Origin of the sequence: Synechococcus sp. MIT S1220, assembly GCF_047303025.1 — a bacterium.
In the GTDB taxonomy this organism is placed as follows: domain Bacteria; phylum Cyanobacteriota; class Cyanobacteriia; order PCC-6307; family Cyanobiaceae; genus Parasynechococcus.
In genome coordinates this window covers 1661475-1683507 of sequence record NZ_CP138939.1, presented here as the reverse complement: position 1 = coordinate 1683507, position 22033 = coordinate 1661475, and the positions used below count along the sequence as shown (strand labels likewise).

Below are 22033 nucleotides of genomic sequence, written 5' to 3'. Positions count from 1 at the left end.
GTCTGCAGATAGTGACGCTCACCTCTGGGAGAAGGGTTCAGACGCCTACGTTAAAAAAAAGAACAAGGGAATGGGGAAACGAACCCAGCCATCAGCAAGGGCCTTGACAAAAATCAATGAATAATTGCAAAGTCCGACGAAATAAAATTGTTATTATTAATTTTGACATCTAGTCATATAAAACCAAAATTATTTGGTTCATTAATTGCATCTCTTTCAATGAATGCCGATGCGGTACTTGCCATAGGCTCTAATTCGACAAAGAAATTTAATAACACCGAGGCAAATAATTCGAGTTTTAAAGATAAATTACCTCAAAAATCCTCATCGAAGTACGCTCGCTTGGACGGAAAACGAATCAGCAACAGTTACATTCTATTTCTAACCTTTAAAAAAAAATTTTCGGATTAAATCCAAAGCATGAATTCATTGCAGCAGCAATAGAATCAGACTATTTGGCCCCAAACGCAACATCCTCTTACACTCTCACTACAAAGTTATTCTCAAGCTTCACCTCTGACAATTTTTTTGAATGCGGAGAAAAATATTTCAAAGCTGAAAGCAAACTGCCAAAAGTATTTAGTGCAAAAATTAATTCAAAATCCAGTAAAATTAGTCCCTTGTTTGTTATTTCAGCCAGAGGTCATCATTCTTCCGGTTTCGGCATGAGATGGGGGAGAATGCATAGAGGAATTGATATTGCTAATGCAACAGGAACTCCAATTATTGCCGCAAGATCGGGTCGTGTTGTATTTGCAGGCTGGGCTCACAGTTTTGGATATTATGTTGAGATTCAACATAAAGACTCATCCAGAGCACGCTACGCACATCTTAGTAAAATCGCAGTGAAGCAAGATCAACGCATTGAAACAGCGCAACGTATTGGCCTTATGGGGTCATCTGGACAAAGCACTGGTCCACATCTGCACTTTGAAATTATAGGAAGCAATGGAGAACATATTGATCCGAATCTCGTTCAAAGAGGTCAGATTGAGACTGGCAACCTCGCCGATAATTCAAGAAATAATGAGTCAAGCCGGATACAAACATCTTTACCAAGATGATTATATTTTGTACCTTATATGAGATCAAAAATCCCTGGCTTTATGCAAGTTCAATAGACTGACTGATTGGATCATTTCGCTTGAGGAATCGGTCTTTTTTCGCATTGATCAATGAAAATGAATGCAACCATGTTTTATCTAATCATCAGTACAGCTGATGCAGGGATAATGAAGACAGCCTGCATTCAACGGTCAACATTCTGACATTGAAGAATTCACAAAAGAGCCTGAGAACCATCGAATAGGCAGTATTTTAATCTTATAACTGATTAATTCAATGCTGCCATATGCTTGTTAAAAGCTCTAAACAAAGACTATTAAAAGGAAGTTACTCCCCCCTTCCCCAAAAAAATCCATCAAAAGGGCCAAAAGAGTTTAAAATGGTCATAGACCTGACAAATGCGCAGGAGGGTTTTATTTGTGGCAGACTTAGGACACAGAATTGAAGCAAAAAGATTATTGCCAAACATAGATCAAGACAAAAAGAAGGATCCAAATTACATCAACGAAGTGCCAAAAAAGACTCACTGACGCAACACCCATTTCCCCTTTGTCGTAATTACCAGGGCGAAAAGATCGCGCCAACATTAAACCCATCAAGAGGACACCGGTAATCACATGCAAGCCATGAAAACCAGTTAGCAAATAGAACATCCCGCCAAATACACCGCTACTCAGACTGAAGCTAAGTTCAGACCATTCTAGTGCTTGCCCGTAGACGAAGTAGGCCCCCATTGCCATCGTAAGCAGCCAGACAGCACGGAATCCCCAGAGATTGCGTTTGTGTAAATAACGCTCAGCAAAATAGGCAACAAAACTGGAACTCACCAACACAACGGTGTTAATCAGCGGCATCCGCACTTGCAAACCTTCAAATCCATCCGGCAGCCATTGGGGAGTCGTGAGTTTCAGCACGGCATACCCGGCGAAGAACGCCAGGAAGATCACACTTTCTGAAAGGAGAAAAATGACAAAGCCGGTCATGTTGTGACCGTCATGCTTTACGTGTCCAGGAGTGTGATCTAGCGCACGTTCAGGTTGGACGCTGGTCATCGGTTCAGGCCTCCTGGGAACGGCGGATGTAAAACTCCTCGTCCTCAACGAGGGGATGACCAAGGCCATAGCCATAGGGCTCACTGATCACCGTTGGAATGTCGTCTTCAAAGTTTTCGGCTGGGGGAGGCGAGGGCAGAAGCCACTCAAGCCCAATCGCTCGCCATGGATTGGCCGGTGCCTTGGGACCCCGAGCCCAAGAACTCACCATGTTGAGAATAAAAGGGATAGAGGCAACGCCCAACATGAACGCTCCAATGCTGCCCAGCACGTTCCAAATTGCAAATTCAGGGTCGTAGGAGGCAACCCGGCGAGGCATGCCCAGAAGCCCAGCCCAGTGCAGAGGCAGCCAGTTCAGGGTTGCACCGATAAAGGTGAGTACAAAATGCAGCTTGCCTAGGCCCTCGTAATACATGCGACCGGTGAACTTCGGGAACCAGTGATAAATCCCGGCAAAGACGCCGAAGCCGATGGTATTGAAAATGACGTAGTGAAAATGAGCCACCACGAAAGCGGTATTGCCAACATGAATATCAATCGGAACAGTCGCAAGCATCACACCAGTGATGCCAGCAAAAATAAAGTTAAATAAGCCACCAAGACAGAACAACATCGGCGTGCTCAATCGGATATTTCCCTTCCAGAGCGTTCCCAGCCAGGCAAACACCTTCACCCCCGTAGGAACCGCAATCAGCATGGTGGTGAACATGAAAATATGGCGCATCCAATTCGGTGTACCCGTGTAAAACATGTGATGGGCCCAGACGATCATGCTCAGGAATGTGATCCCGAACGAGGCAATCGCCACAAAGCGATAGCCGAACAGAGGCTTACGGGCATACACCGGAAAAAGCTCTGAAAAGATGCCAAAGACGGGAAGCACCAACACATAAACCGCTGGATGCGAATAGAACCAGAAAAAGTGTTGGAAAAGCACAGGATCTCCGCCTCCTTCAGGGCGGAAGAAGCTTGTGCCGAAGCTGAGATCGAACAGCAGCATCACGGCACCACCAGTGAGCGGAGGCAATCCCAGGAGTTGGATGGTCTGTGCTGCCCAGGCAGTCCAAACAAAGATCGGCATCTTGAAAAAGCCCATGCCTGGGGCACGCATCCGAATAATCGTCGTCACGAAATTGACGGCGCCCATGATCGAAGAGATCCCCGATAAGGCGACGGCGAGGATCCAGAGAAACTGGCCGTTGATGAAATTCCCGAGTGGGTTCTGCAGGCTCATCGGTGGGTAGGACCACCACCCGGAAGAAGCAGGCCCTCCAGGGGCGAAGAAACTCCCCATGAGCACAAGCGCGAACACTGGAACCAGCCAGAAGGCTGCGGCGTTGAGCTTCGGAAACGCCATGTCAGGAGCCCCGATCATGGTGGGGATCAACAAATTGTTGAACCCATTCAGGATCGGAAACAAAAACAGGAACAGCATCACCGTTCCATGCATCGTGTAAAGGCCGTTGTAGACGGTGGGATCCACCAAATCGGCCGGTGGTGTGATTAGTTCTCCGCGAACAATCATCGCCAGAAGCCCTCCCACAAGGAGGAAAAACAGCGAGGTGGCGATGTACTGAATGCCGATCACCTTGGCATCGGTGTTGAAGCTGAAAAAGCGTTTCCAGTTATCGGGTGCGCCCGGAACCGGGTGGGGCGCCTTGAGGATGCGGGGGTCGTAGTTGGTGGAGGTCATGGCACGTCTCAGGCGTCGTGGGGGATGGAGGGATCTCCTGGGTCGTTAACCATCGGGGCTGGGGCCGGCGGGACGGTTGCCCAACCCTTGTCGCCGCGGGCGATGCGGCGGTCATAAAGGGCGCGGCCTGGATCGAGTCCTGGTTGCAGTGGTTGCCCGGCAGCGGCCTTCAACCAATCCGCATAAGCCTGTTCGGATTCAACGATGACGTTGGTCTGGTTTTGCGAGAAATAGGCGCCGCTGAACATGGCGTCCCGCAGCCGGAACCGGCCTTCCTGCGTCGGAGTGAGGCTGTAGGAGATGATGCTGCCAGGGATGATGTCCTGCTTCAGTCGAAAGGCTGGGACGTAGAAACTGTGCAGAACGTCTTCGGACATCAGACGGAAGTTCACCCGCTGATCCACAGGCAGGTGGAGCTCAGAGCTGCGGACACCATCGGGATAGATGAACTCCCAGCTCCATTGACGGGCAATGACGTCAATCGGACCGACATCAGCGATCGGGTCGATTTCCATCAATGCAGTCGGATCACTGCCGATGGCGTATTTGTGCTTCGGACCAAGGGTCTGAAGCTTCATGTTGACATTCATTGAATAGGTGGCGATTACAAAGACCGTCACCAAGGGAATGATGGTCCAAGTGACCTCGAGCTTGGTGTTGCCTTCGATCGGTGCACCATCGCTTTCGTCGTACTTACCGGCACGGTTGAAAAGCAACACCCAGCCCATGAATCCGGTGCAGCCGAAGAAGATAAATGAGCCAATTCCGGTCTCGAGAGCAAAGAGATCGTCGACGTAAGGCGCAGCACTGGAGGCCTGGGGAGGGAACCAGCTGTAGGACCAATTCGCCATCAACCTCGCTACCAAAAGATTGATTGCCACAGCCACCGCGATGATCACGATGGCCGCAATGTTCGGGCCTTTTTTCGGCGCAGCGGTGGTCATGGCAAAACCTCATTGAGATCAGCACCAGCGGTCAGCAGCTGGTCTGCGGTGATGTGCACCCCGAAATCACTGGCAAGCCAGGCGCCAAGACTTCCGTGCAAGCCCATCAGGAGCAGCATCGAGGCTCCGCACAACAGATAAAGCCACGTCACCTGACGGCCAAGATCCTTCCTCCAGACAAACCGCTGGTAACCGCGCCAAACCGTCATGGCAACAATCACCAGAAGAATGGCCACACCACCGATGGCATGCCAGAGCATGGTGTCGATGGCGGTCTGTCCCAGAATGCTGCGCACACCTGGGATTGGGACCGCCAGGAGCATCTCGTAGAACCCTGCTGCGACGGTGAAGAAACTGATGCCGCTGCAGGCCACCAGGTTGTACCAACCAACGTCATGAAACCCACTACGGGTCACTGGGAGAGCCAGAAACCGAAACAGCCGCTTCTCGAGCGGGTAAAAGGCCCCAGCGAAATCAAAAGCGATCGCAATGGCAAACAACCCGATCGTGAGATGCACCAGATTCGGGTGAACAGGGATCGTGTAGGGAAGATCGTTGGCGCCAAGGGAATCGGCGATGTCATTGATCGGCGAGGCGATCGTTGTGAAGACGTTCATGACAGCACTCCTTCACGAATCGCCTCGACCACGGGGACCGTATGCAGCCCATAGACCCAAACAAGCTTGTCGCCGAGGTAAACCTGAACGACCACCAGTCCTGCTAGGAGAAGGTCGACGGCAAGAAATCCCGAAGGCAAAACCATTGGATCCTTCTGACGGGCGACATAACGCCAGCCGGTGAGCAGGGCCAGGATTCCCGCCAGGGACCAACCAATCGTGCTGTGAAGATTGAGAATGTCCCTCGATGCTCCATAGGGATTCGCGAGTCCGGCCTCGACCTGACCGAAAATGATTGCCACAAAAATCGCCACGGTGGCAACGATCAGATTCCAGAAGCTCACCTCAAAAAGGTTCTTCTTTTGGGTCACAACCCCGATGAGATCGAAGGCAACAGTGATCAGCGCCATGGCGATCACAAAATGCACGACGATCGGATGGATCACGTCGAGCCAGGGGAGGTTTTTGTCGTTGAGTGCAGGAAGCAGCTCAAGCATCGGCAAGCCGAGCATCATGCTTCCCAAGGATGAACAGCGTTTCTCAGACGGTCATCCCTCAATGAGGAATTACAACTGATGCGTTTCTGATTTAATCTGAAGTTCGCGTTCGCCAGTACATCAGCACTTGCGTGACAATCACGGTCAACATCACTGGCAATACAACGCAGAGCGCACCAAAACGAAATTCGTCCTGCCAGGATGCAAGTTCTGTTCTAGGCAAAACATTATCTGTCAGATAAAGCACATAAACAATTAATAGAATTCCGCCTTCGATCCTGGAAATACTGCGCCTCGACCAGAAAATCGGCAAACAGACCAATGTTGCAAACATCATCACAGGAAGATCTTCTGAAATCAATTCAGCACTTACCTGCAACCCAGACTGACCACTCACCACTGCTGAGGCACCAAGCACCATCAAAAGGTTGAGCAGACAACTACCCACAACATTGCCAACGGCGAGATCCGTCCGTCCTTTCATTGTGGCCACGACAGATGTAATCAACTCGGGGGTTGAGGTACCGGTGGCGACGATCGTGAGACCGATCACGGCTTGCGGCACATTCAGAAACGCAGCGGCCCCGCTGGCACCACTCACCAAAACCCTTGAGCCAATCACCAGAAGCGTGATGCCAATCACCAGTTGAACCACGGCTATGGGCATGGCTCTCCCCATCAAAGGAGTGGTGCTCACTTCGCCATCACCAGGCGCGATGTTGGCGTGATGGTCCTCACGGGCAGATCGAACCTCCCAGGTGGTGTTGATCGCCAGGCCGATCAACAACGCCACCCCGGCCTGCCAGGTCATGCGTCCGGCGGAAGCCATTCCCCAAGCTGCGGACGAAATCGCCAGCAGCACAGGAACATCCCTGCGCACCAGTCGGTGCTCGACCTGAAGGGGCAGCACCAGGGCAGAGCAGCCCAGCACAACCAAGATGTTGAAGATGTTGCTGCCGACGACATTGCTGACGGCCAAGTCGTCAGCGTTCTGCATGATCGAGCTGAGGCTTACGAATAGCTCCGGCGCGCTGGTGCCAAAGGCAACGACGGTGAGACCGATCACCAACTGAGGGATGCCGCAGATCGTGGCGATGGTCACCGAACCCTTGACAAACAGGTCCCCACCCAGAAAAAGCAACAGAATTCCACCGACTACCTCCAGGGCGTAAACCAACATCTGGGGAGCCTCGGGCATCCGACCAACGAAAGTTGAGTTGAAACCAATTCTGCGCTGCCGGCTTCACGAGACCTAAGGTTCACCCTCGGAACGGGTCCAGATCGGCTTTGCTGAACCGCATCAACACCAACAATCTCAAAGGAGATGCATTCGGAGGCCTGACGGCAGCAGTCATCGCGCTGCCGATGGCGCTCGCCTTCGGGATCGCTGTGGGCAATGCATCTGGCGTGCCGGAAGCGGGAGCAGCGGCGGGCCTCTGGGGCGCTGTGATCATCGGCCTGGTGGCTTCACTGTTTGGTGGAACACCAACCTTGATTTCCGAACCCACCGGTCCGATGACCGTGGTGTTCACATCCGTGGTGATCAGCTTCGCCACCACAGCAGACAGTCCAGGCCAAGCCCTGGCAATGGCTTTCACCGTTGGTGTGCTGGCCGGCGTCTTCCAGATTCTGTTCGGCCTGTTTCGGCTTGGTCGTTACATCACGATGATGCCCTACACGGTGATCTCGGGCTTTATGTCCGGCATCGGCATCATTCTGGTTCTGCTTCAACTCGCTCCCTTCCTGGGCCAGGCCCCACCGAAGGGTGGGGTGATGGGGACCCTCAGTCAGCTCCAGGTTTTAATCCAGGGGACTCAGCCGATGGAGCTGCTTCTCGCAGTGATCACGCTGATCATTCTCTGGTTCACGCCTTCTGGCCTGAAGAAGGTCTGCCCTCCTCAGCTTCTGGCTCTCGTCGCAGGAACCATTCTTTCGCTGACCGTGTTCAGTGGACTCGGTCTCCGCACGATTCCCGAATTTTCAGCTGGATTTCCAACCCTGAGTGTTCCTGATTTCTCAGGTGGCCAGATCCGGATGATGGTGGTCAATGCAGCCGTACTCGGAATGCTCGGCTGCATTGATGCCCTGCTGACCTCGGTGGTTGCCGACAGCCTGACCCGAGCCGAACACGATTCCAACAAGGAACTGATCGGGCAAGGGCTTGCAAATGTCGCCTCAGGCCTGTTTGGAGCATTGCCTGGTGCTGGGGCAACCATGGGCACGGTGGTCAACATCCAAGCCGGCGGCCGCACAGCACTGTCCGGTGTGATTCGAGCTGTGATCTTGATGCTGGTGGTTCTTCTGGCTTCTCCCTTTGCCTCCAAGATTCCTCTTTCCGTCCTCGCGGGTATCGCCCTAAAAGTGGGGATCGACATCATCGATTGGGAGTTTCTCAAACGGGCTCACCACCTCTCGATGAAGGCAGCAGTGATCACCTATGGGGTGATTCTCCTAACCGTCCTTGTCGATCTGATCACGGCCGTGGGCATCGGCGTGTTCGTGGCAAATGTACTGACCATTGATCGGATGAGCGCCCTGCAGTCCAAGAAGGTCAAAACAATCAGCACAGCCGATGATGATGTGGAACTCAGCCAGGAAGAACAAGCTCTGCTGGATCAAACAGCTGGCAAGGTCCTGCTGTTCCAACTTGCCGGTCCAATGATCTTTGGTGTCGCCAAAGCGATCGCACGCGAACACAACGCGATCGCCAATTGTCAGGCCGTTGTCTTTGACCTTTCCGAGGTCTCCCATCTCGGGGTGACGGCAGCCATCGCTCTCGAGAATGCCGTGAAGGAAGCGATCGAAGCCGGCCGCAATGTGTTCATGGTCGGTGCTACCGGAAGCACGGAGAATCGTCTGAAAAGGCTCAAGCTGCTTGATCGGCTACCCGCCAGCCACATCACCGATGATCGGTTGAGAGCCCTGAATCTTGCCGTCGGATCACTGTCCCCCGCCTCTGCGGATGCCTGAACGCCTCAACCTGATCGCACCAGATGACTGGCATGTCCATCTGAGGGACAACGCCATGCTCACAAGGGTTGTAGGCCGAACGGCAAGGCTGTTCCAGCGGGCGATTGTGATGCCCAACCTCCGGCCACCGGTCACCACGGTGAAGGCCGCCGAGGGTTACCGGAACCGGATCCTCGATGCTGTGCCATCTGGGCTGTCATTCACGCCTTTGATGACCGCCTATCTGACTGACGGGTCAGATCCTGACGAGCTTGAACGGGGATTCACGACCGGGGTTTTCACAGCGGCGAAGCTGTATCCGGCCAATGCAACAACCAACTCAGCCGCAGGAGTTACGGATCTGAGCCGGATCGATTCCGTTCTTAGCGCGATGCAAAGGATCGGAATGCCCCTTCTAATTCACGGCGAGGTCACCGACTCCGATGTGGATATTTTCGATCGGGAGGCAACGTTCATCGATTGCCACTTGATTCCACTGCGTGAGCGTTATCCCGATCTAAAGATTGTTCTGGAACACATCACCACCTCCCAGGCGGTGGATTACGTCGGATCAGCCGACCGCAATCTGGCGGCAACGATCACGCCCCATCATCTGCACATCAACCGCAACGCCATGTTCGCCGGTGGACTGCGCAGCGACTTCTACTGCCTACCGGTGGCGAAACGGGAGCAGCATCGATTGGCGCTCCGACGCGCTGCCACCAGTGGCGACTGTCGTTTTTTTCTGGGCACCGATTCAGCTCCCCACAGCCGAGAGGCGAAGGAAACCGCCTGCGGTTGCGCCGGCATTTTCAACGCACCTCATGCTCTCGAGAGCTATGCCCTGGCATTCGAACAAGAAGGCGCGATCGATCGCCTCGAGGGTTTCGCCAGCCTGCATGGCCCTGCCTTCTATGGACTTCCGGTGAACCAGACCCGCGTCTGTTTGGCAAAAGTCGATCAACTGGTTCCAGAACTAATCGATGGGCTGGTGCCGTTCCATGCCGGGGAAATCCTGCCCTGGACAATGATTTCTTCATCCTGACCGGAGCTAGCTTCACAGCAGAAATCAGCCGCACTCAATGCATGTGATCAAGTTCAGCTCGGAGGATTGCGGCACTTGCCATCGCATGAGTCACTACGACGGCAAGGTTGCAGAAGAACTTGGCTGCACCTTCGTGTCTGTGATGTTGCAAGACACGGAGGCCTACAGGAAGTACCGCAAGATTCTTCTTGCCCAATACCCCAATAAAGAAGGAATGGGTTGGCCCACCTACTTACTTGTGACCGATCCCGAAGGAGAATTCTCCATTCGTGGAGAACTCAAGGGAGGCATGCCGAAGGGCGAATTCCGCACAAAACTCTCCGAACTCCTGACCGCTAACTGAACGAAGCCTCAGATCGGGAATGGGGGCAGGGGGACTTGAACCCCCACAGGCTTTTCAGCCCAAGCGATTTTAAGTCGCGTGCGTCTACCGATTCCGCCATGCCCCCACGCAGACCATCCTAGATTTCGGTTACCCGTTGGATGGTTGTGAACCTCCAGTCTGCCTTGAGTCTGCTCAGCCAGGAAACACTGCTTGTCCTTGTTGCTTACGGCAGCCTCGCCGTGGTTTACCTGCTTGTGGTCCCGCTGGGGCTGTTTCTGTGGATGAACCGTCGATGGCATCAGATGGGGAACGTGGAGCGTCTGCTCGTTTACGGCATGGTGTTTCTGTTTTTCCCGGGCATGGTGGTCTACGCACCATTCCTGAATTTTCGTCTAAGCGGCCAGGGAGACGTCTGAATTGACACGCGCCAAAGTGCTCCTTATCGGCCTGGCCGTTCTTGCGCTGGGTGGGATTGGATATGTGGGCTTCAAAGCAGCGGGGTTTGAAGGCTTCTCCGCAGGAATCGCCGCACAGTCCATTCTTGTTCTCATCGTGCTGATCTGGATTGGGTCCTATGCCACGCGGGTGATCACCGGACGGATGACCTTCATGGAGCAGCGGCGTCGCTATCGGGAGGTGTACGACGAACAGGCCAAAGATGATCTCCAGGCCCGTTTTGAAGCGATGCCGGAGGAGCAACAACAACAGCTGCTGAGAAGCATCGGAATCCAACCCGAAGACACCCCAGTCGACTCATAGGCTCAACGGGTTGTTGCACCGTTGGCCCAGACGTGACTTCCATTGCCCAGCGATTTCAACAGCTAAAGGAGGAGGGCAGGCTCGCTCTGATGCCTTTCCTGATGGCTGGAGATCCTGATCTCGACACAACCAGAGATGTGCTTTTGGCTCTTCAGTCCGCAGGTGCAGACATGGTCGAACTGGGTATGCCATACAGCGATCCCCTTGCGGATGGGCCAGTCATCCAGGCTGCTGCATCCCGCGCCCTTGATTCGGGAACAACGCCTGGAAAGGTGTTGGAGATGTTGGAAACCCTTGGAGATGACTTCAAGCTCCCGGTGATTCTGTTCACCTACAGCAATCCGCTCCTGAATATCGGCATGGAAGCGTTCTGTGAACGGGCAGCCTCCGCTGGAGCTGCAGGCTTGGTGGTACCTGATCTGCCTCTCGAGGAAGCTGAACGCTTGTCCCCTATAGCTGCGAAGCATGGAATGGATCTGGTCTTGCTCGTCGCACCCACCACACCGAAGGATCGGATGGAGCGAATTGCCACACGCAGCCGTGGTTTCACTTATCTCGTGAGCGTCACTGGCGTCACCGGTGAGCGGGCACAAATGGAAACGCGTGTCGAAGGTCTTGTCCAACAACTAAAACAGAGTTCTCCGGTGCCTGTCGCCGTTGGTTTTGGGATTTCAGGAACTGAACAGGTTCGTCAGGTTCGTAGTTGGGGAGCGGATGGCGCCATCGTTGGCAGTGCACTTGTCAAACGTATGGCCGCCGCTGAAGCGGGGCAGATCGCAGCTGAGGCCGGCAAGTTTTGTATGGAACTCCGCGCGGCAGCTAACTGAACATCTCCATGCAGGCCGCTGGAGCTCAGGCGTAACAATGCCCCAAGAAAGTTGGGGCTTTGTTGGAAGGATCATTCAACGTTCTTCGCTTCGTCGATTGATCCGGGTCGTTCGATCACTCCTCGTCTTCATCCGAACCACCTACAGGGACAAGTCGGATCTGTTTGCTTCCAAGCTTGATGTCAAATTCATCACCAGGCTGAAGCTCGAGCATGGCGGTGTAGGCCTTGCCAACAAGCAGATTTCCATTGCCCTGCACCGTGGCGACATAACTCAACTTGCGGCCTCCTTTGCCAATCCCACCAACACCACCAATCCCAAGATTGACCCCTTTTGCCTCGAGAAGTGCTTCGTAAAAAGCTGTGAAATTCAAGCGTTCACCACCATCTTTCTTTGTGGAGACATACCCACAAGCGCGAACGAGATCAGATTTGCTGACATCACCTAAATCCTTGACTTTTGCCAGAAGATCGCTCCCAGTAAGCATTGGTTTAAAACAAATCAACATTCTCAACATAGCGTTTGATCAACATGCCAATCCATCGTTGATGAGAGATAATTCCTACGAAACCTGATAAAACGATGGCTCGTTTTGTTCTCTGGGGAACGTATTGCAGTGATGCTCTTGAAAAGCGAACACCTTTCAGGGATGAACATCTCTCCCGTCTTCAGTCTCTTAAGGACGAGGGATTCTTAATCACGCTCGGACCGACGGAAGGAAGTACCCATGTGTTCGGAATCTTCGATGCCGCAGACCTCTCGACCGTGCGACGTTTGGTTGAAGCAGATATTTACTGGACAGAAGGAATATGGACTCAGTGTGAGGTTTATCCCTGGATCCAGGCCTTCTGAGCCTGCTGCCAGATCCACTCGGCCACGATGCGATCACCATCAGGACCCAGAACGTCCCCGTATCCGCTCATCCGGCCGATTCCTTGGCGCGCGATCTGGGCGATCGCCTCAGATGAAACGATTCCATTCCGTTCCAATGCGGCCAGTTTGAGCGTTTTGCGCCGACGAATGATATTACCTCCGTTGAGATGACAACCGGCGCAGTGCAAATAAAACAGAACTTCTCCCTGACTGGACCCTGATGGATTTGCCATCGCCGCAACTGGAGCGAAAAAAAGCACCATCAAACCGATCGAAAGAAGCATGGGAACGAACAGCCTGACGAGCCCACGACCACTGCAGACCCGTTGATTGACTGCGATCACGCGCTCTGTGTCATCTGCACTCAGTTTGCTCGAGCGCAGGAGGTTGCACGCCTGTAACGAGCGACCAGATCCTCCGGGGACCGGTAACTCTGGGGCAATGAAGTGTGCAGACGTTGCAGGTAGTCCCAACAAAGCGTGCGACGGATTGCGTCAATGTCGCGACCACTGGTCACCAGGCGACGCAGGGCTTCGCAATACGAGGAAAAGCCCGCTTCCAAATCACCGATGGTCAACAGTTTGGCTTTGGTCGGCATGGTCGATTCGATTAGGAAGTCCTGACTTTCGATGCAAGAGGCCTCAGTCGTCTGTTGTCAGGATCACTGATGGAGTATCAAAAACGGAGTCTTGATGGCGCAAAAGGATCTTCTCCGTTTTCTCGACAAAGTTGCGCAGCTGCAGCAACTGGTTCAAAGCCTCGAGATCAACCCTGAACGACGAGAAGAGCTGGCCTCCTGTTCCAATCACAATCAGGTGGTCAACCTGGCGCACCGCTGGGGATACGACATTGGCAAACGCTGGGGCGAGCCGGAACAGCCCAAACACCACGGCAACAATCTTCTCAACGCTGCGATTCCCCCGGCCGGTGAGGAGGTCGAACAAACTCTGCATCAAGGCCGCGACTGGAGGCTGGTTCTGATCGCCTCCAACCAGGCTCGTTGCCCAGAGGATGCCTGGATGGACCAGTCAGAGCAGGAGTGGGTGATGGTGCTGAGGGGTAGCGCCCGTCTCAAACTGGCTGACCCTGATCGGGTCGTCGACCTCAGCGCTGGGGATCATCTTTTCCTGCCCGCACACTGCCGGCATCGGGTTGAGCGTACGGATCCCGATCCAGGAACCCTGTGGGTTGCGTTGCTCTGGAGAGATCCCGTCGACCCGTCGTTGAACATTTAACCAGCCAGTACGCCGCTGCTAGCGACAGAGCTGCAATGCCAAGGCCGATTAACAGCTGAGGTTTGTCTTCAGCACCACTGGGGAGAACGATCACCTTGCGGGCCACTGCTGTCAGAGCGGTGACGAGAACCAGTTCGATCTGGACGACATGGCGCCGCAGGTAACTCGTGATGTTCTGGAGTACCTCAAGGGCGATGAGAACAGTGAGCAGATCTCCCAAAACCTTGATGAGGTCATCGCCAAGCCAAGTGGCTTTCGATCCCTGAAGAAGGTTGAATCCCATGGACACCACCAACTGGATCAGTGCCGCGACGATCACAACGCCGGTGATCATCGTCAGGATGCGCGCGACAACACGCTCTCCGGCATCCACTACTGAAAGAAATGAAATCCCTGACGAATGGGGTCGATTCACCTCTGATCAGTTGTTGAAAGGGTTGTAGTAAGGCCGCGCAGGAGTGTTACTGGGCGGATTGACCACCTTCGTATCGCAGGTGATGGCCCCTGATAGATCAGTGACGCAGTTGGTTGGGACGATGTCGCTCTGATTGCTTAAATTACTGCCAGGCCCGAGAAGCCAACCCTCTGACTGAGCGAAAACGGGCTGGCCGCAGATCACGGGAAGCCCGAGAAGCAAGCCAACGGATGGAAGCAGCTTGACGAAATTCATCGACGCGTGCGTGAGGTCTCCACTTTGCCCCTGATCGGCATCAGTTGGGGCAGTCATCGCGAATTTCCTGCAGAAGCATGTCCAGTTGACTGAAGGGATCACTGGACTCTGTCTTATCCGAAGCATCCGCAGGGCCTGCTCCCTGCCATTCCGCCTCAACACGACAGAGCCGGGAAGCCAAACCGGGCAAACCCTTGCGGTTGTAATCGTGCTCGAGCACCTCCAGCAAGGCGGGCATCCGCGTTGAAACAGCCCTCAGGCTGCGGCGCAAATCGGCCTGAGTGCGCCCCTGCTGCTTGAGCCAATCCTTTAAAAGGGGGATCAGATCCTCTTGAAATTCTGGAGTCCAGGAGGTGGTCGTCATGGGGTTAGGGCCCGACGGGGAACCAGTGATCGAGTCTGCGACGGGCGCGACTGCGAATCTCGGGTGTGATGTGGTTATTCCAGATCCCGATCAGAGCTGTGAGCGCAACAAGATCATCACTGAATCCAGCGATGGGAATGAGGTCGGGAATCAGATCCGCTGGCATCAGCAGATAACTGAGAGCCGCCACCATCGTCATCCGTACCGGGGCGGGTGTTGAGGCATCAAGGATCAGCTCCAGTGCTTCGAGGGCCGGCGCTGCAATGGTGCGACCGGCTCTCCTCAGCAGTGACTGAAGGACATGCTCATCAATCACTTCACTGTCGAGAATCGTTGCATCAACAGTGGCTTCAGCCGCTGTTGATGCTGTCTTTGAGGGACCAGACATCACAAACAAGCTCCAAGTGCACAATTTTCGCGTGAAAGCGTTGGTCTGTGAAGGAGGAGGTCCGAATCGTCAGGGTGTGGTTTCAACCAACCCACTCTGAATACCTGTCTTCCGAAGCTTGCGCAGAGCCCGTTGCACCACCTGCCTGCAATATTCGCGCGAACAGTTCATGTGTCGAGCCACTTCAGCGAGCGTGCGCCACTCATGGGTTCCATCCAGACCGAACCGGAGCGTTACAACCGTGCGTTCCTTCGGAGTGAGATTGGCCTTGTTGAGAAGAGTCCAGACGGAAGCCGAACGTTCAGCGATCTCAGCTCGCTCCATGGGGGGGAGCTCATCACTGGGCAGCACATCAACAAGCTCGGATGGATCCGACTTCGATTTCACAACCCCCTGAAGACTGACGGTGACGCTCCGCAATTCACAGGCGAGCAGGTCCTCCACGTCAGCAATCGGAATCTCCATGTATTCAGCAAGCTGCTCAGTTGTCGGACTGAGGCCATTGCTCTGCATCAGGCGTGCTTTCGCCGCCCGCAACTTGGTGAGCTTTTCGTTGACATTGACTGGAATCCGAATCGTGCGGCTCTGAGTGGAGAGCGCACGGTTGAGCCCCTGCCGGATCCACCAATAGGCATAGGTGGAAAATCGGTGGCCGCGGGTCGGATCATATTTCTCAACAGCCCGGGTTAGACCAAGAGTTCCCTCTTGAATCAGATCGAGAAGATCCAACCCTTTGCCCTGATATCGCTTGGCCAGATTGACAACAAGTCGGAGGTTCGAAGTGATCATTTGATTCTTCGCTCTCTCTCCCCGACGAATCACTATTTTTTCTTCATCATTGTATTCACACGCAGGGCCGTTTCCCCCAGCCAGATGACAGCGCTCTGTGATTGCAACCATCGCCTGGACCTTCCTGCCCATCATGAGTTCCTGCTCAGGGGTCAGCAATTGGTGGCGACCGATTTCGCCGAGAAATGCACTCAGGGAACTCACCATCAGGAACACCTCGCTGAATTGAACCTAGAACCAAAGTGTTTTCATTTGGCTGGTGTAATAAAGAGTGCGGAATTTATTTTTGATGCATATTGAACGGTTTCTTTCGTATTCATCTTTAGTGCATGATTAAACAGTTTCTTCCTTGTCCTGAAGACAATCTTCAGGAGGCTCGGTTTTCTGCCGCTAGGGTCCCGGCGTCCTTGTGAGGTCATCCATGTCCCTGGCGGTTGCATTAACGCCGGACATCGCCAAAACAGCTGGCGTTGCCTACGTCCATTACCTGAGCTTCATGCTCTGTTTCGGAGCACTGGTCCTCGAGAGACGCCTCATCAAACCCAACCCAAATCGCGGCGAAGCCACCGCCATGGTGATCACCGACATCGTTTACGGGTTGGCGGCGTTGGCTCTGCTCCTAAGCGGAATCCTCCGAGTGATCCATTTCGGGCAGGGAGCCGACTTCTACACCCAGAACCCACTGTTCTGGTGGAAGGTCGGTCTTTACCTTTCCGTGGGTGGTCTTTCCCTCTATCCAACGATCACCTACATCCTCTGGGCCATCCCACTGCGTAAAGGTGAGCTGCCCCAGGTCAGTGAAGCTCTGGCAACCCGCCTGGGCTGGATCATCAACGTCGAATTGGTGGGTTTCGCATCAATTCCCTTGATGGCCACACTGATGGCACGTGGTGTTGGATTACCAACCGCTTGATGACGATTGATTCCTGCCCTCCTGCAGCGGAGGTTCGTCCTCTTCAGGCTGTTCTCATCGCGCCAAGCCCTGCTGAACAGCCTGATGGGTACAGCAGCCGACTGGCCACAACGGTTTTCGGCTACCCCAGCCTTGCGCACTGGTGCGTCTGGATCGAACCGGACGATGCCCCCTCCAACCGTTGGAGCCTGCGGTGGCAGAACGCTGTGAATTCTGCAGTGGAGCAATGGCGGCCCCACGTCAGCTTCACCCTGGTGCCAGACCCTCGTCAGGCCCAGATTCTCGTCTTCCGGAGAAGACCACCACGCCGGCACACTCCCACGGGATGGCGAGCCAGCAACGGCCGGAGCATCCTCAAACTGGTCGAGCTCACGCGGAACAACGTGCGTCGTCGGGAACCTCAGATTGAGGTGTTGGTTTCACCAGAGCTCCGGGCCGAGGTGCTGCAGGCCACGGCCCTGCACGAACTCGGCCATGCCTTCGGTCTCTGGGGCCACAGTGACAACCCCCTTGATGCCCTTGCGGTGCATCAAGGGGCAACGCCAGTGCTGACGCCAACTCTCCGTGACAGACAAACGCTGAAGTGGGTGCAGCGACAGAACGGAACATTCGGCTCAATCCAAACGGATTGAATCAGCCCCGCCGGGGTGCGCCGCGTCGTGCCGCCAATACTTCCTGCACCTGTCTCCAGCTCACTCCATGGTGAGCGAGAGCGACTTGAAGATGGAAGACAAGATCCGCAGCCTCACCAGCAATCTCCTCGGCAATGTTGTCTTTGCAGGCCATCACGAATTCAGCACTCTCCTCCCCGATCTTCTTGAGGATGCGGTTGTCACCTCCCTCAAGCAATTTGTTGGTGTAGCTGCCCTGTTCCGGTGCAAGACGTCGCCCGTCAATGACGCGATAAAGCTCTGTGCAGGCATCAGCAGGTGGGGGAAGTGCTCCCGCTCCACCAGCTGAGCGAATGTCCTGGTCTTCAAAGAAACAGCTGCGGGCACCGGTGTGACAAGCCACGTCACCAGCCTGTTCAATACTCAGAAGCAACACATCAGCATCACAGTCATAGCGGATGTCGCGAACTTTCTGAATGTGACCACTGGTGGCTCCCTTGTGCCAAAGCTCGGCCCTTGAACGGCTCCAGTAGTGCACCTCACCGCTGTTCAGAGTGTGCTGAATCGATTCCCGATTCATCCAGGCCACCATCAACACAGCTCCATCCAACCAGTCCTGGGCGACAGCTGGAATCAACCCTGCTTCGTTAAAACGGAGTTGATCAATAAATGCGGGACTGAGAGGGTTCATCAGGACTCCTGCACTGAGTCGTCCCAACGATCCTCCCGCAGCGCTCATCCGATCATCGATCCAGCCAAGTGCTCCCAACGCCCAGCGCCCACACCTGCAGCAAAGTGTTCGAGGGATATCCCTGCTGTCATCGCCAGTGGAACCACCCTGGGCACTGCCGCTTTGTGCACGGATACAGCAGAAGTTTCCGGCTGGAGTTCGCAGCTCATCAGCTTGACCCCTGCGGTTTTGTGGTGGATTTCTCCAGCCTGCGTCCCTTGGAGCAGAAACTCCGCGAACAGTTTGACCACACCTTTCTGGTCAATGCCGATGATCCCCTGCTCGAGGAATGGCAGCAACTGCATGCACGGGGAGCCCTCGACCTTCGGATCATGAACAATGTGGGGATGGAGTCCACATCCGAACTGATCTGGATCTGGGCCAATGAGCACCTTCTCAAACGGGATGGGGGCAGAAGCTGTTGTTGGTCAGTGGAATCCCGGGAAAACGATCGAAATGCGGCACGTTTCCACAAAATTCCGCATTGGTTTCACACGGATCAGGAAATGACTCAATCGCACTATGATCATGGGGATGATTAGAGCTGGACATTGGGTTCAGGCCTCCATTAACCAGAATTCAAAGATTTCAATTTCGAGCACATCCTTCACCGAACGTGCGTAGGCACTCCAAAGCTCATTCTGAGTACAACGCACTCAGCACAACCCGTTCGGTCATCCCTACATTTTTTCCATAGTCTTCCTTCTCGGGATTCAGAAAGTAGGGAACAACACGTTCAATCACACCGGTCTTCCCTCTGACATATTGAGGCGTTCTGTAGTGACCGATCGGTTGAAGATCATCACGAACCCGAACTCTCTGACCATAAGCGAATCGGCTGGGCCCCCGATCAAGGCCAATCCCTACTGCTACTGGGGGTGGTTCAACGTCCATCACCTGAACGATTGCCTATGCAATTGCAACCAAGCCAGGAGAGCAAGGCTGAACCAAATATCCCCAACATCTGACACACGTCCGCTTACTGAACATCATTAAATACACACACTGAGATTCAAATTCCAAACCTCATCATCAACGCAGCGCTATGCGTTCCGCATCAACATCCACAGAAATCACCTGACCTTCGCTGTAGCGACCGGAAAGAATCGTCTTGGCGATTGGAGTCTCCAACTCGCGTTGGATCGCCCGTTTCAGAGGTCGTGCACCATACACAGGGTCATACCCAACATTCGCCAGCCAGTCCGCAGCTTGTTCAGTCAATTGAAGATCAAGCTTGCGGTCCATAAGCCTCCGGCGCAATCGATCCACCTGAAGATTGACAATCTGACGAAGTTCCTCCCGCCTGAGACTACGAAAGATAATTTGATCATCCAGTCGGTTCAAAAATTCAGGTCGAAAATGGGCCCTCAAAGCCTCATTCACCCGTTGCCCCATCTCCTCATGGCGTTCAGGATCAGCTGCTAGCTCAAGAATCGACTGACTACCGATATTACTTGTCAAAATTAATACTGTATTAGTGAAATCAACAGTGCGGCCTTGTCCATCGGTCACCCGCCCATCATCGAGGATTTGCAACATCACATTGAATACATCTGGATGAGCTTTCTCAACTTCATCGAAAAGGATCACGCTGTACGGCCGCCGCCGTACTGCCTCGGTCAGTTGACCTCCGGCTTCGTAACCCACGTAGCCCGGAGGAGCACCGATGAGGCGACTCACCGTGTGCTTTTCCATGTATTCCGACATATCGATCCGAACCATCGCATCATCACTGTCAAATAATTGATGGGCCAAGGCTTTCGAGAGTTCAGTCTTACCGACACCCGTAGGGCCAAGAAATAGAAAACTGGCGATCGGTCGATTTGGATCACTCAGGCCTGCTCTCGACCTCTGAATCGCATCTGCAACAGCAGTGACAGCTTGGTCCTGGCCGATGACACGCCGATGCAAATCGTCTTCGAGATGAAGAAGTTTCTCCATCTCGCTCTGAACCAATCGTGCCACAGGGATGCCGGTCCACTTGGCAATGACCTCAGCGATGTCATCCTCACTAACTTCTTCCCTCAACAGTGTTTTGTCCGATCCATCCTCAGTGGCGAGCAAAGTCTCCTGCTGCAAAAGCTGCTGCTGAAGTTCTGCAAGCGTGCCGTACTCAAGTTCAGCTGCCTTGTTGAGGTCGTAATTGCGTTTGGCCTGTTCCACTTGCAATTGAACCCGTTCAATCTCCTCCTTCAACGCGGAGAGATCATCAATCGCACCTTTTTCCTGTTGCCATTGGGCATTTAAAGAGCTCTGCTGTTCTGCCAACTCGGCCAATTCACGCTCAAGCCGTTTCAATCGCTCAAGACTGGCCGTGTCGGACTCCCTTGCCAAGGAGAGCTTTTCCATCTCAAGTTGGAGAATTTTACGGTCGATCTCATCAATCTCCTCAGGCTTTGATGTGATTTCCATTTTCAAACGAGCGGCTGATTCATCCACCAGATCAATCGCTTTGTCGGGCAAGAAACGATCGGCGATATAACGACTGCTGAGCACCGCTGCGGCCACCAGCGCACTGTCGGCAATACGCACGCCATGATGAACTTCATAACGCTCTTTTAATCCACGCAGGATCGAAATGGTGTCCTCCACCGTCGGTTGATCCACCATCACCTGCTGGAAACGCCGCTCCAGGGCAGGATCTTTCTCGATGTGCTGTCGATGCTCATCAAGCGTCGTCGCACCGATGCAGCGGAGCTCTCCGCGGGCCAACATCGGCTTTAGAAGATTGCTGGCATCCATAGCACCACCGGTTGCTCCAGCACCAACAACGGTATGAATCTCGTCGATGAACAACACAATCTGTCCCTCGGAATCCGTCACCTCCTTCAGCACTGCTTTGAGGCGTTCTTCGAACTCGCCTCTGTATTTAGCGCCAGCAATCAGTGCTCCCATATCAAGAGCGATCAGTTGTCTGTTCTGCAACGCAGATGGCACATCTCCATTCACGATGCGTTGCGCGAGACCTTCAACAATCGCGGTTTTCCCAACACCGGGCTCACCAATCAACACAGGATTGTTTTTGGTACGCCGGCTGAGAATTTGAATCGTGCGTCGGATCTCATCATCTCGGCCGATCACGGGATCAAGCTGGCCCTCCCGCGCAGCTGAAGTGAGGTCCCGGCCGTACTTCTGCAGAGATTCGTAGGTGCTCTCTGGATTTTGATCCTTCACCGTCTGACTGCCGCGCACCGCCTTAATCGCCTCCTTCAACGTGCTGCTATCAAGGCCAGCCTGACGCAACAACTGCCGACCGCAGCGATCATCACGGGCCACGGCAAGCATCAGGTGCTCAATCGAGATGTAGCTATCGCCAAAATCCAGACGCTCCTCCTCGGCCCGGTCAAAGGTTGAATTCAGTGAACGACCAAGAAAAACCGACTGAGGCGATGCAGACATGGTGGGCTGACGCCTGAGATATGTCTCCACATCGGCTTCAAAACGCACCGGGTCCATTCCTGCCTTACTGAGGATGCGGCCTGCCAGAGCCTGTTGCTGCAAAAGAGTGAGCAGGAGATGCTCTGTTTCGAGCTGCTGATGACGTGAGGTCTGTGCCAGTTGCTGGGCAGCGACGATGGCGGCCCAGGCTTTCTCAGTGAACTGTTCCGCCGTGGGTTGCATCTGAACGTGTCATCGAAGTCTTTAAACCGTATGGGGGCCTCAACTGACAGAAGGTCGGCTAACCGA

The 22033-nt window shown here is 53.9% G+C and carries 28 protein-coding genes, 1 tRNA gene and 1 pseudogene; 12 read left to right on the top strand and 18 right to left on the bottom strand.

Features of this window, described 5'->3' with window-relative positions:
* Positions 1-455 precede the first annotated feature (455 nt).
* On the top strand, positions 456-1064 hold the full coding sequence (locus SIB64_RS08645; protein ID WP_413439840.1) for a M23 family metallopeptidase: 609 nt from the start codon (positions 456-458) through the stop codon (positions 1062-1064).
* A gap of 456 nt (positions 1065-1520) precedes the next feature.
* Here the strand turns inward: SIB64_RS08645 and SIB64_RS08640 are convergent, their stop codons facing one another.
* From SIB64_RS08640 to SIB64_RS08615, 6 genes are all read right to left on the bottom strand, one after another.
* Positions 1521-2117, bottom strand: a complete 597-nt coding sequence (locus SIB64_RS08640) for a heme-copper oxidase subunit III (protein WP_413439839.1) — start codon at positions 2115-2117, stop codon at positions 1521-1523.
* 4 nt (positions 2118-2121) lie between these two features.
* Positions 2122-3810 (bottom strand): cytochrome c oxidase subunit I, encoded by a 1689-nt coding sequence (locus SIB64_RS08635; RefSeq protein ID WP_413439838.1) that lies wholly within the window; start codon positions 3808-3810, stop codon positions 2122-2124.
* 8 nt (positions 3811-3818) lie between these two features.
* Positions 3819-4754 (bottom strand): cytochrome c oxidase subunit II, encoded by a 936-nt coding sequence (locus tag SIB64_RS08630; protein ID WP_413439837.1) that lies wholly within the window; start codon positions 4752-4754, stop codon positions 3819-3821.
* Positions 4751-5371, bottom strand: coding sequence for a DUF2231 domain-containing protein (locus SIB64_RS08625; RefSeq protein WP_413439836.1), 621 nt, complete (start codon positions 5369-5371; stop codon positions 4751-4753). Before SIB64_RS08625 ends, SIB64_RS08630 begins: the two co-directional genes overlap by 4 nt.
* Complete coding sequence (locus tag SIB64_RS08620; RefSeq protein ID WP_413442950.1) at positions 5368-5868, bottom strand: DUF2231 domain-containing protein; 501 nt, start codon at positions 5866-5868, stop codon at positions 5368-5370. The genes SIB64_RS08625 and SIB64_RS08620 overlap by 4 nt, the downstream gene beginning before the upstream one ends.
* A gap of 91 nt (positions 5869-5959) precedes the next feature.
* Entirely contained in the window at positions 5960-7066 is a 1107-nt protein-coding gene (locus SIB64_RS08615) for a calcium/sodium antiporter (protein ID WP_413439835.1), read from the bottom strand.
* A gap of 89 nt (positions 7067-7155) precedes the next feature.
* Between SIB64_RS08615 and SIB64_RS08610 the strand changes: the two genes are divergently transcribed.
* From SIB64_RS08610 to SIB64_RS08600, 3 genes are read left to right on the top strand one after another with little or no spacing between them, the layout of a single operon-like run.
* On the top strand, positions 7156-8838 hold the full coding sequence (locus tag SIB64_RS08610; protein ID WP_413439834.1) for a SulP family inorganic anion transporter: 1683 nt from the start codon (positions 7156-7158) through the stop codon (positions 8836-8838).
* A complete protein-coding gene (gene pyrC, locus SIB64_RS08605) occupies positions 8831-9862 on the top strand; it encodes a dihydroorotase (protein WP_413439833.1) in 1032 nt (343 codons plus the stop codon). The genes SIB64_RS08610 and pyrC overlap by 8 nt, the downstream gene beginning before the upstream one ends.
* A gap of 37 nt (positions 9863-9899) precedes the next feature.
* Positions 9900-10205 (top strand): TlpA family protein disulfide reductase, encoded by a 306-nt coding sequence (locus tag SIB64_RS08600; RefSeq protein ID WP_413439832.1) that lies wholly within the window; start codon positions 9900-9902, stop codon positions 10203-10205.
* 20 nt (positions 10206-10225) lie between these two features.
* Here the strand turns inward: SIB64_RS08600 and SIB64_RS08595 are convergent.
* Positions 10226-10311: transfer RNA gene (locus SIB64_RS08595), tRNA-Leu, on the bottom strand.
* A 34-nt stretch (positions 10312-10345) separates the two neighbouring features.
* On the opposite strand from SIB64_RS08595, the gene SIB64_RS08590 reads away from it, so the two are divergent.
* The 3 genes from SIB64_RS08590 to trpA are packed head-to-tail and all read left to right on the top strand — an operon-like array spanning position 10346 to position 11773.
* A complete protein-coding gene (locus tag SIB64_RS08590) occupies positions 10346-10603 on the top strand; it encodes an NAD(P)H-quinone oxidoreductase subunit L (RefSeq protein ID WP_413439831.1) in 258 nt (85 codons plus the stop codon).
* A gap of 1 nt (position 10604) precedes the next feature.
* Complete coding sequence (locus tag SIB64_RS08585) at positions 10605-10946, top strand: DUF3007 family protein (protein ID WP_413439830.1); 342 nt, start codon at positions 10605-10607, stop codon at positions 10944-10946.
* Positions 10947-10978: 32 nt separating this feature from the next.
* The gene (gene trpA / locus SIB64_RS08580; RefSeq protein WP_413439829.1) at positions 10979-11773 is read left to right on the top strand and encodes a tryptophan synthase subunit alpha; all 795 of its coding nucleotides are present in this window, start codon (positions 10979-10981) and stop codon (positions 11771-11773) included.
* 115 nt (positions 11774-11888) lie between these two features.
* Here the strand turns inward: trpA and SIB64_RS08575 are convergent, their stop codons facing one another.
* Positions 11889-12260 (bottom strand): AbrB family transcriptional regulator, encoded by a 372-nt coding sequence (locus tag SIB64_RS08575; RefSeq protein WP_413439828.1) that lies wholly within the window; start codon positions 12258-12260, stop codon positions 11889-11891.
* A 95-nt stretch (positions 12261-12355) separates the two neighbouring features.
* Between SIB64_RS08575 and SIB64_RS08570 the strand changes: the two genes are divergently transcribed.
* Entirely contained in the window at positions 12356-12625 is a 270-nt protein-coding gene (locus tag SIB64_RS08570) for a YciI family protein (RefSeq protein ID WP_413439827.1), read from the top strand.
* Here SIB64_RS08570 and SIB64_RS08565 read toward each other — a convergent pair.
* Positions 12601-12879, bottom strand: a complete 279-nt coding sequence (locus tag SIB64_RS08565) for a c-type cytochrome (RefSeq protein WP_413442949.1) — start codon at positions 12877-12879, stop codon at positions 12601-12603. The two genes, SIB64_RS08570 and SIB64_RS08565, sit on opposite strands and share 25 nt — an antisense overlap.
* A 131-nt stretch (positions 12880-13010) precedes the next feature.
* A complete protein-coding gene (locus SIB64_RS08560) occupies positions 13011-13244 on the bottom strand; it encodes a DUF3136 domain-containing protein (protein WP_413439826.1) in 234 nt (77 codons plus the stop codon).
* Between the two features lie 94 nt (positions 13245-13338).
* On the opposite strand from SIB64_RS08560, the pseudogene SIB64_RS08555 reads away from it, so the two are divergent.
* Positions 13339-13788: pseudogene (locus SIB64_RS08555) on the top strand (Nif11 domain/cupin domain-containing protein); the annotation flags it as partial.
* Here SIB64_RS08555 and SIB64_RS08550 read toward each other — a convergent pair.
* The 5 genes from SIB64_RS08550 to SIB64_RS08530 all read right to left on the bottom strand — a co-directional run bounded on the left by SIB64_RS08550 (position 13751) and on the right by SIB64_RS08530 (position 16299).
* Positions 13751-14296, bottom strand: a complete 546-nt coding sequence (locus SIB64_RS08550; RefSeq protein ID WP_413439825.1) for a phosphate-starvation-inducible PsiE family protein — start codon at positions 14294-14296, stop codon at positions 13751-13753. The pseudogene SIB64_RS08555 and the gene SIB64_RS08550 sit on opposite strands and share 38 nt — an antisense overlap.
* 6 nt (positions 14297-14302) lie before the next feature.
* Positions 14303-14608, bottom strand: a complete 306-nt coding sequence (locus SIB64_RS08545) for a hypothetical protein (protein ID WP_413439824.1) — start codon at positions 14606-14608, stop codon at positions 14303-14305.
* A complete protein-coding gene (locus SIB64_RS08540) occupies positions 14592-14915 on the bottom strand; it encodes a hypothetical protein (RefSeq protein ID WP_413439823.1) in 324 nt (107 codons plus the stop codon). The genes SIB64_RS08545 and SIB64_RS08540 overlap by 17 nt, the downstream gene beginning before the upstream one ends.
* A gap of 4 nt (positions 14916-14919) precedes the next feature.
* The gene (locus SIB64_RS08535; RefSeq protein WP_413439822.1) at positions 14920-15303 is read right to left on the bottom strand and encodes a YkvA family protein; all 384 of its coding nucleotides are present in this window, start codon (positions 15301-15303) and stop codon (positions 14920-14922) included.
* Positions 15304-15372: 69 nt separating this feature from the next.
* Positions 15373-16299, bottom strand: a complete 927-nt coding sequence (locus tag SIB64_RS08530) for an RNA polymerase sigma factor RpoD/SigA (protein WP_413439821.1) — start codon at positions 16297-16299, stop codon at positions 15373-15375.
* Positions 16300-16513: 214 nt separating this feature from the next.
* Here SIB64_RS08530 and SIB64_RS08525 point away from each other — a divergent pair, with 214 nt between their 5' ends.
* Together SIB64_RS08525 and SIB64_RS08520 are read left to right on the top strand one after the other, a co-directional pair.
* Positions 16514-17005 carry a DUF2214 family protein gene (locus tag SIB64_RS08525; RefSeq protein ID WP_413439820.1) on the top strand — a complete coding sequence of 164 codons (492 nt, stop codon included), beginning with the start codon at positions 16514-16516 and terminating at the stop codon, positions 17003-17005.
* Complete coding sequence (locus SIB64_RS08520; RefSeq protein WP_413439819.1) at positions 17005-17637, top strand: peptidase; 633 nt, start codon at positions 17005-17007, stop codon at positions 17635-17637. Before SIB64_RS08525 ends, SIB64_RS08520 begins: the two co-directional genes overlap by 1 nt.
* A 1-nt stretch (position 17638) precedes the next feature.
* Here SIB64_RS08520 and hisIE read toward each other — a convergent pair whose 3' ends face one another.
* Positions 17639-18307 (bottom strand): bifunctional phosphoribosyl-AMP cyclohydrolase/phosphoribosyl-ATP diphosphatase HisIE, encoded by a 669-nt coding sequence (gene hisIE / locus SIB64_RS08515; protein WP_413442948.1) that lies wholly within the window; start codon positions 18305-18307, stop codon positions 17639-17641.
* A 68-nt stretch (positions 18308-18375) separates the two neighbouring features.
* Between hisIE and SIB64_RS08510 the strand changes: the two genes are divergently transcribed.
* On the top strand, positions 18376-18888 hold the full coding sequence (locus tag SIB64_RS08510; protein ID WP_413439818.1) for a 6-carboxytetrahydropterin synthase: 513 nt from the start codon (positions 18376-18378) through the stop codon (positions 18886-18888).
* A gap of 94 nt (positions 18889-18982) precedes the next feature.
* Here the strand turns inward: SIB64_RS08510 and SIB64_RS08505 are convergent, their stop codons facing one another.
* Complete coding sequence (locus SIB64_RS08505) at positions 18983-19240, bottom strand: SH3-like domain-containing protein (RefSeq protein ID WP_413439817.1); 258 nt, start codon at positions 19238-19240, stop codon at positions 18983-18985.
* 138 nt (positions 19241-19378) lie between these two features.
* The gene (clpB, locus tag SIB64_RS08500) at positions 19379-21967 is read right to left on the bottom strand and encodes an ATP-dependent chaperone ClpB (protein ID WP_413439816.1); all 2589 of its coding nucleotides are present in this window, start codon (positions 21965-21967) and stop codon (positions 19379-19381) included.
* Between the last annotated feature and the right edge of the window lie 66 nt (positions 21968-22033).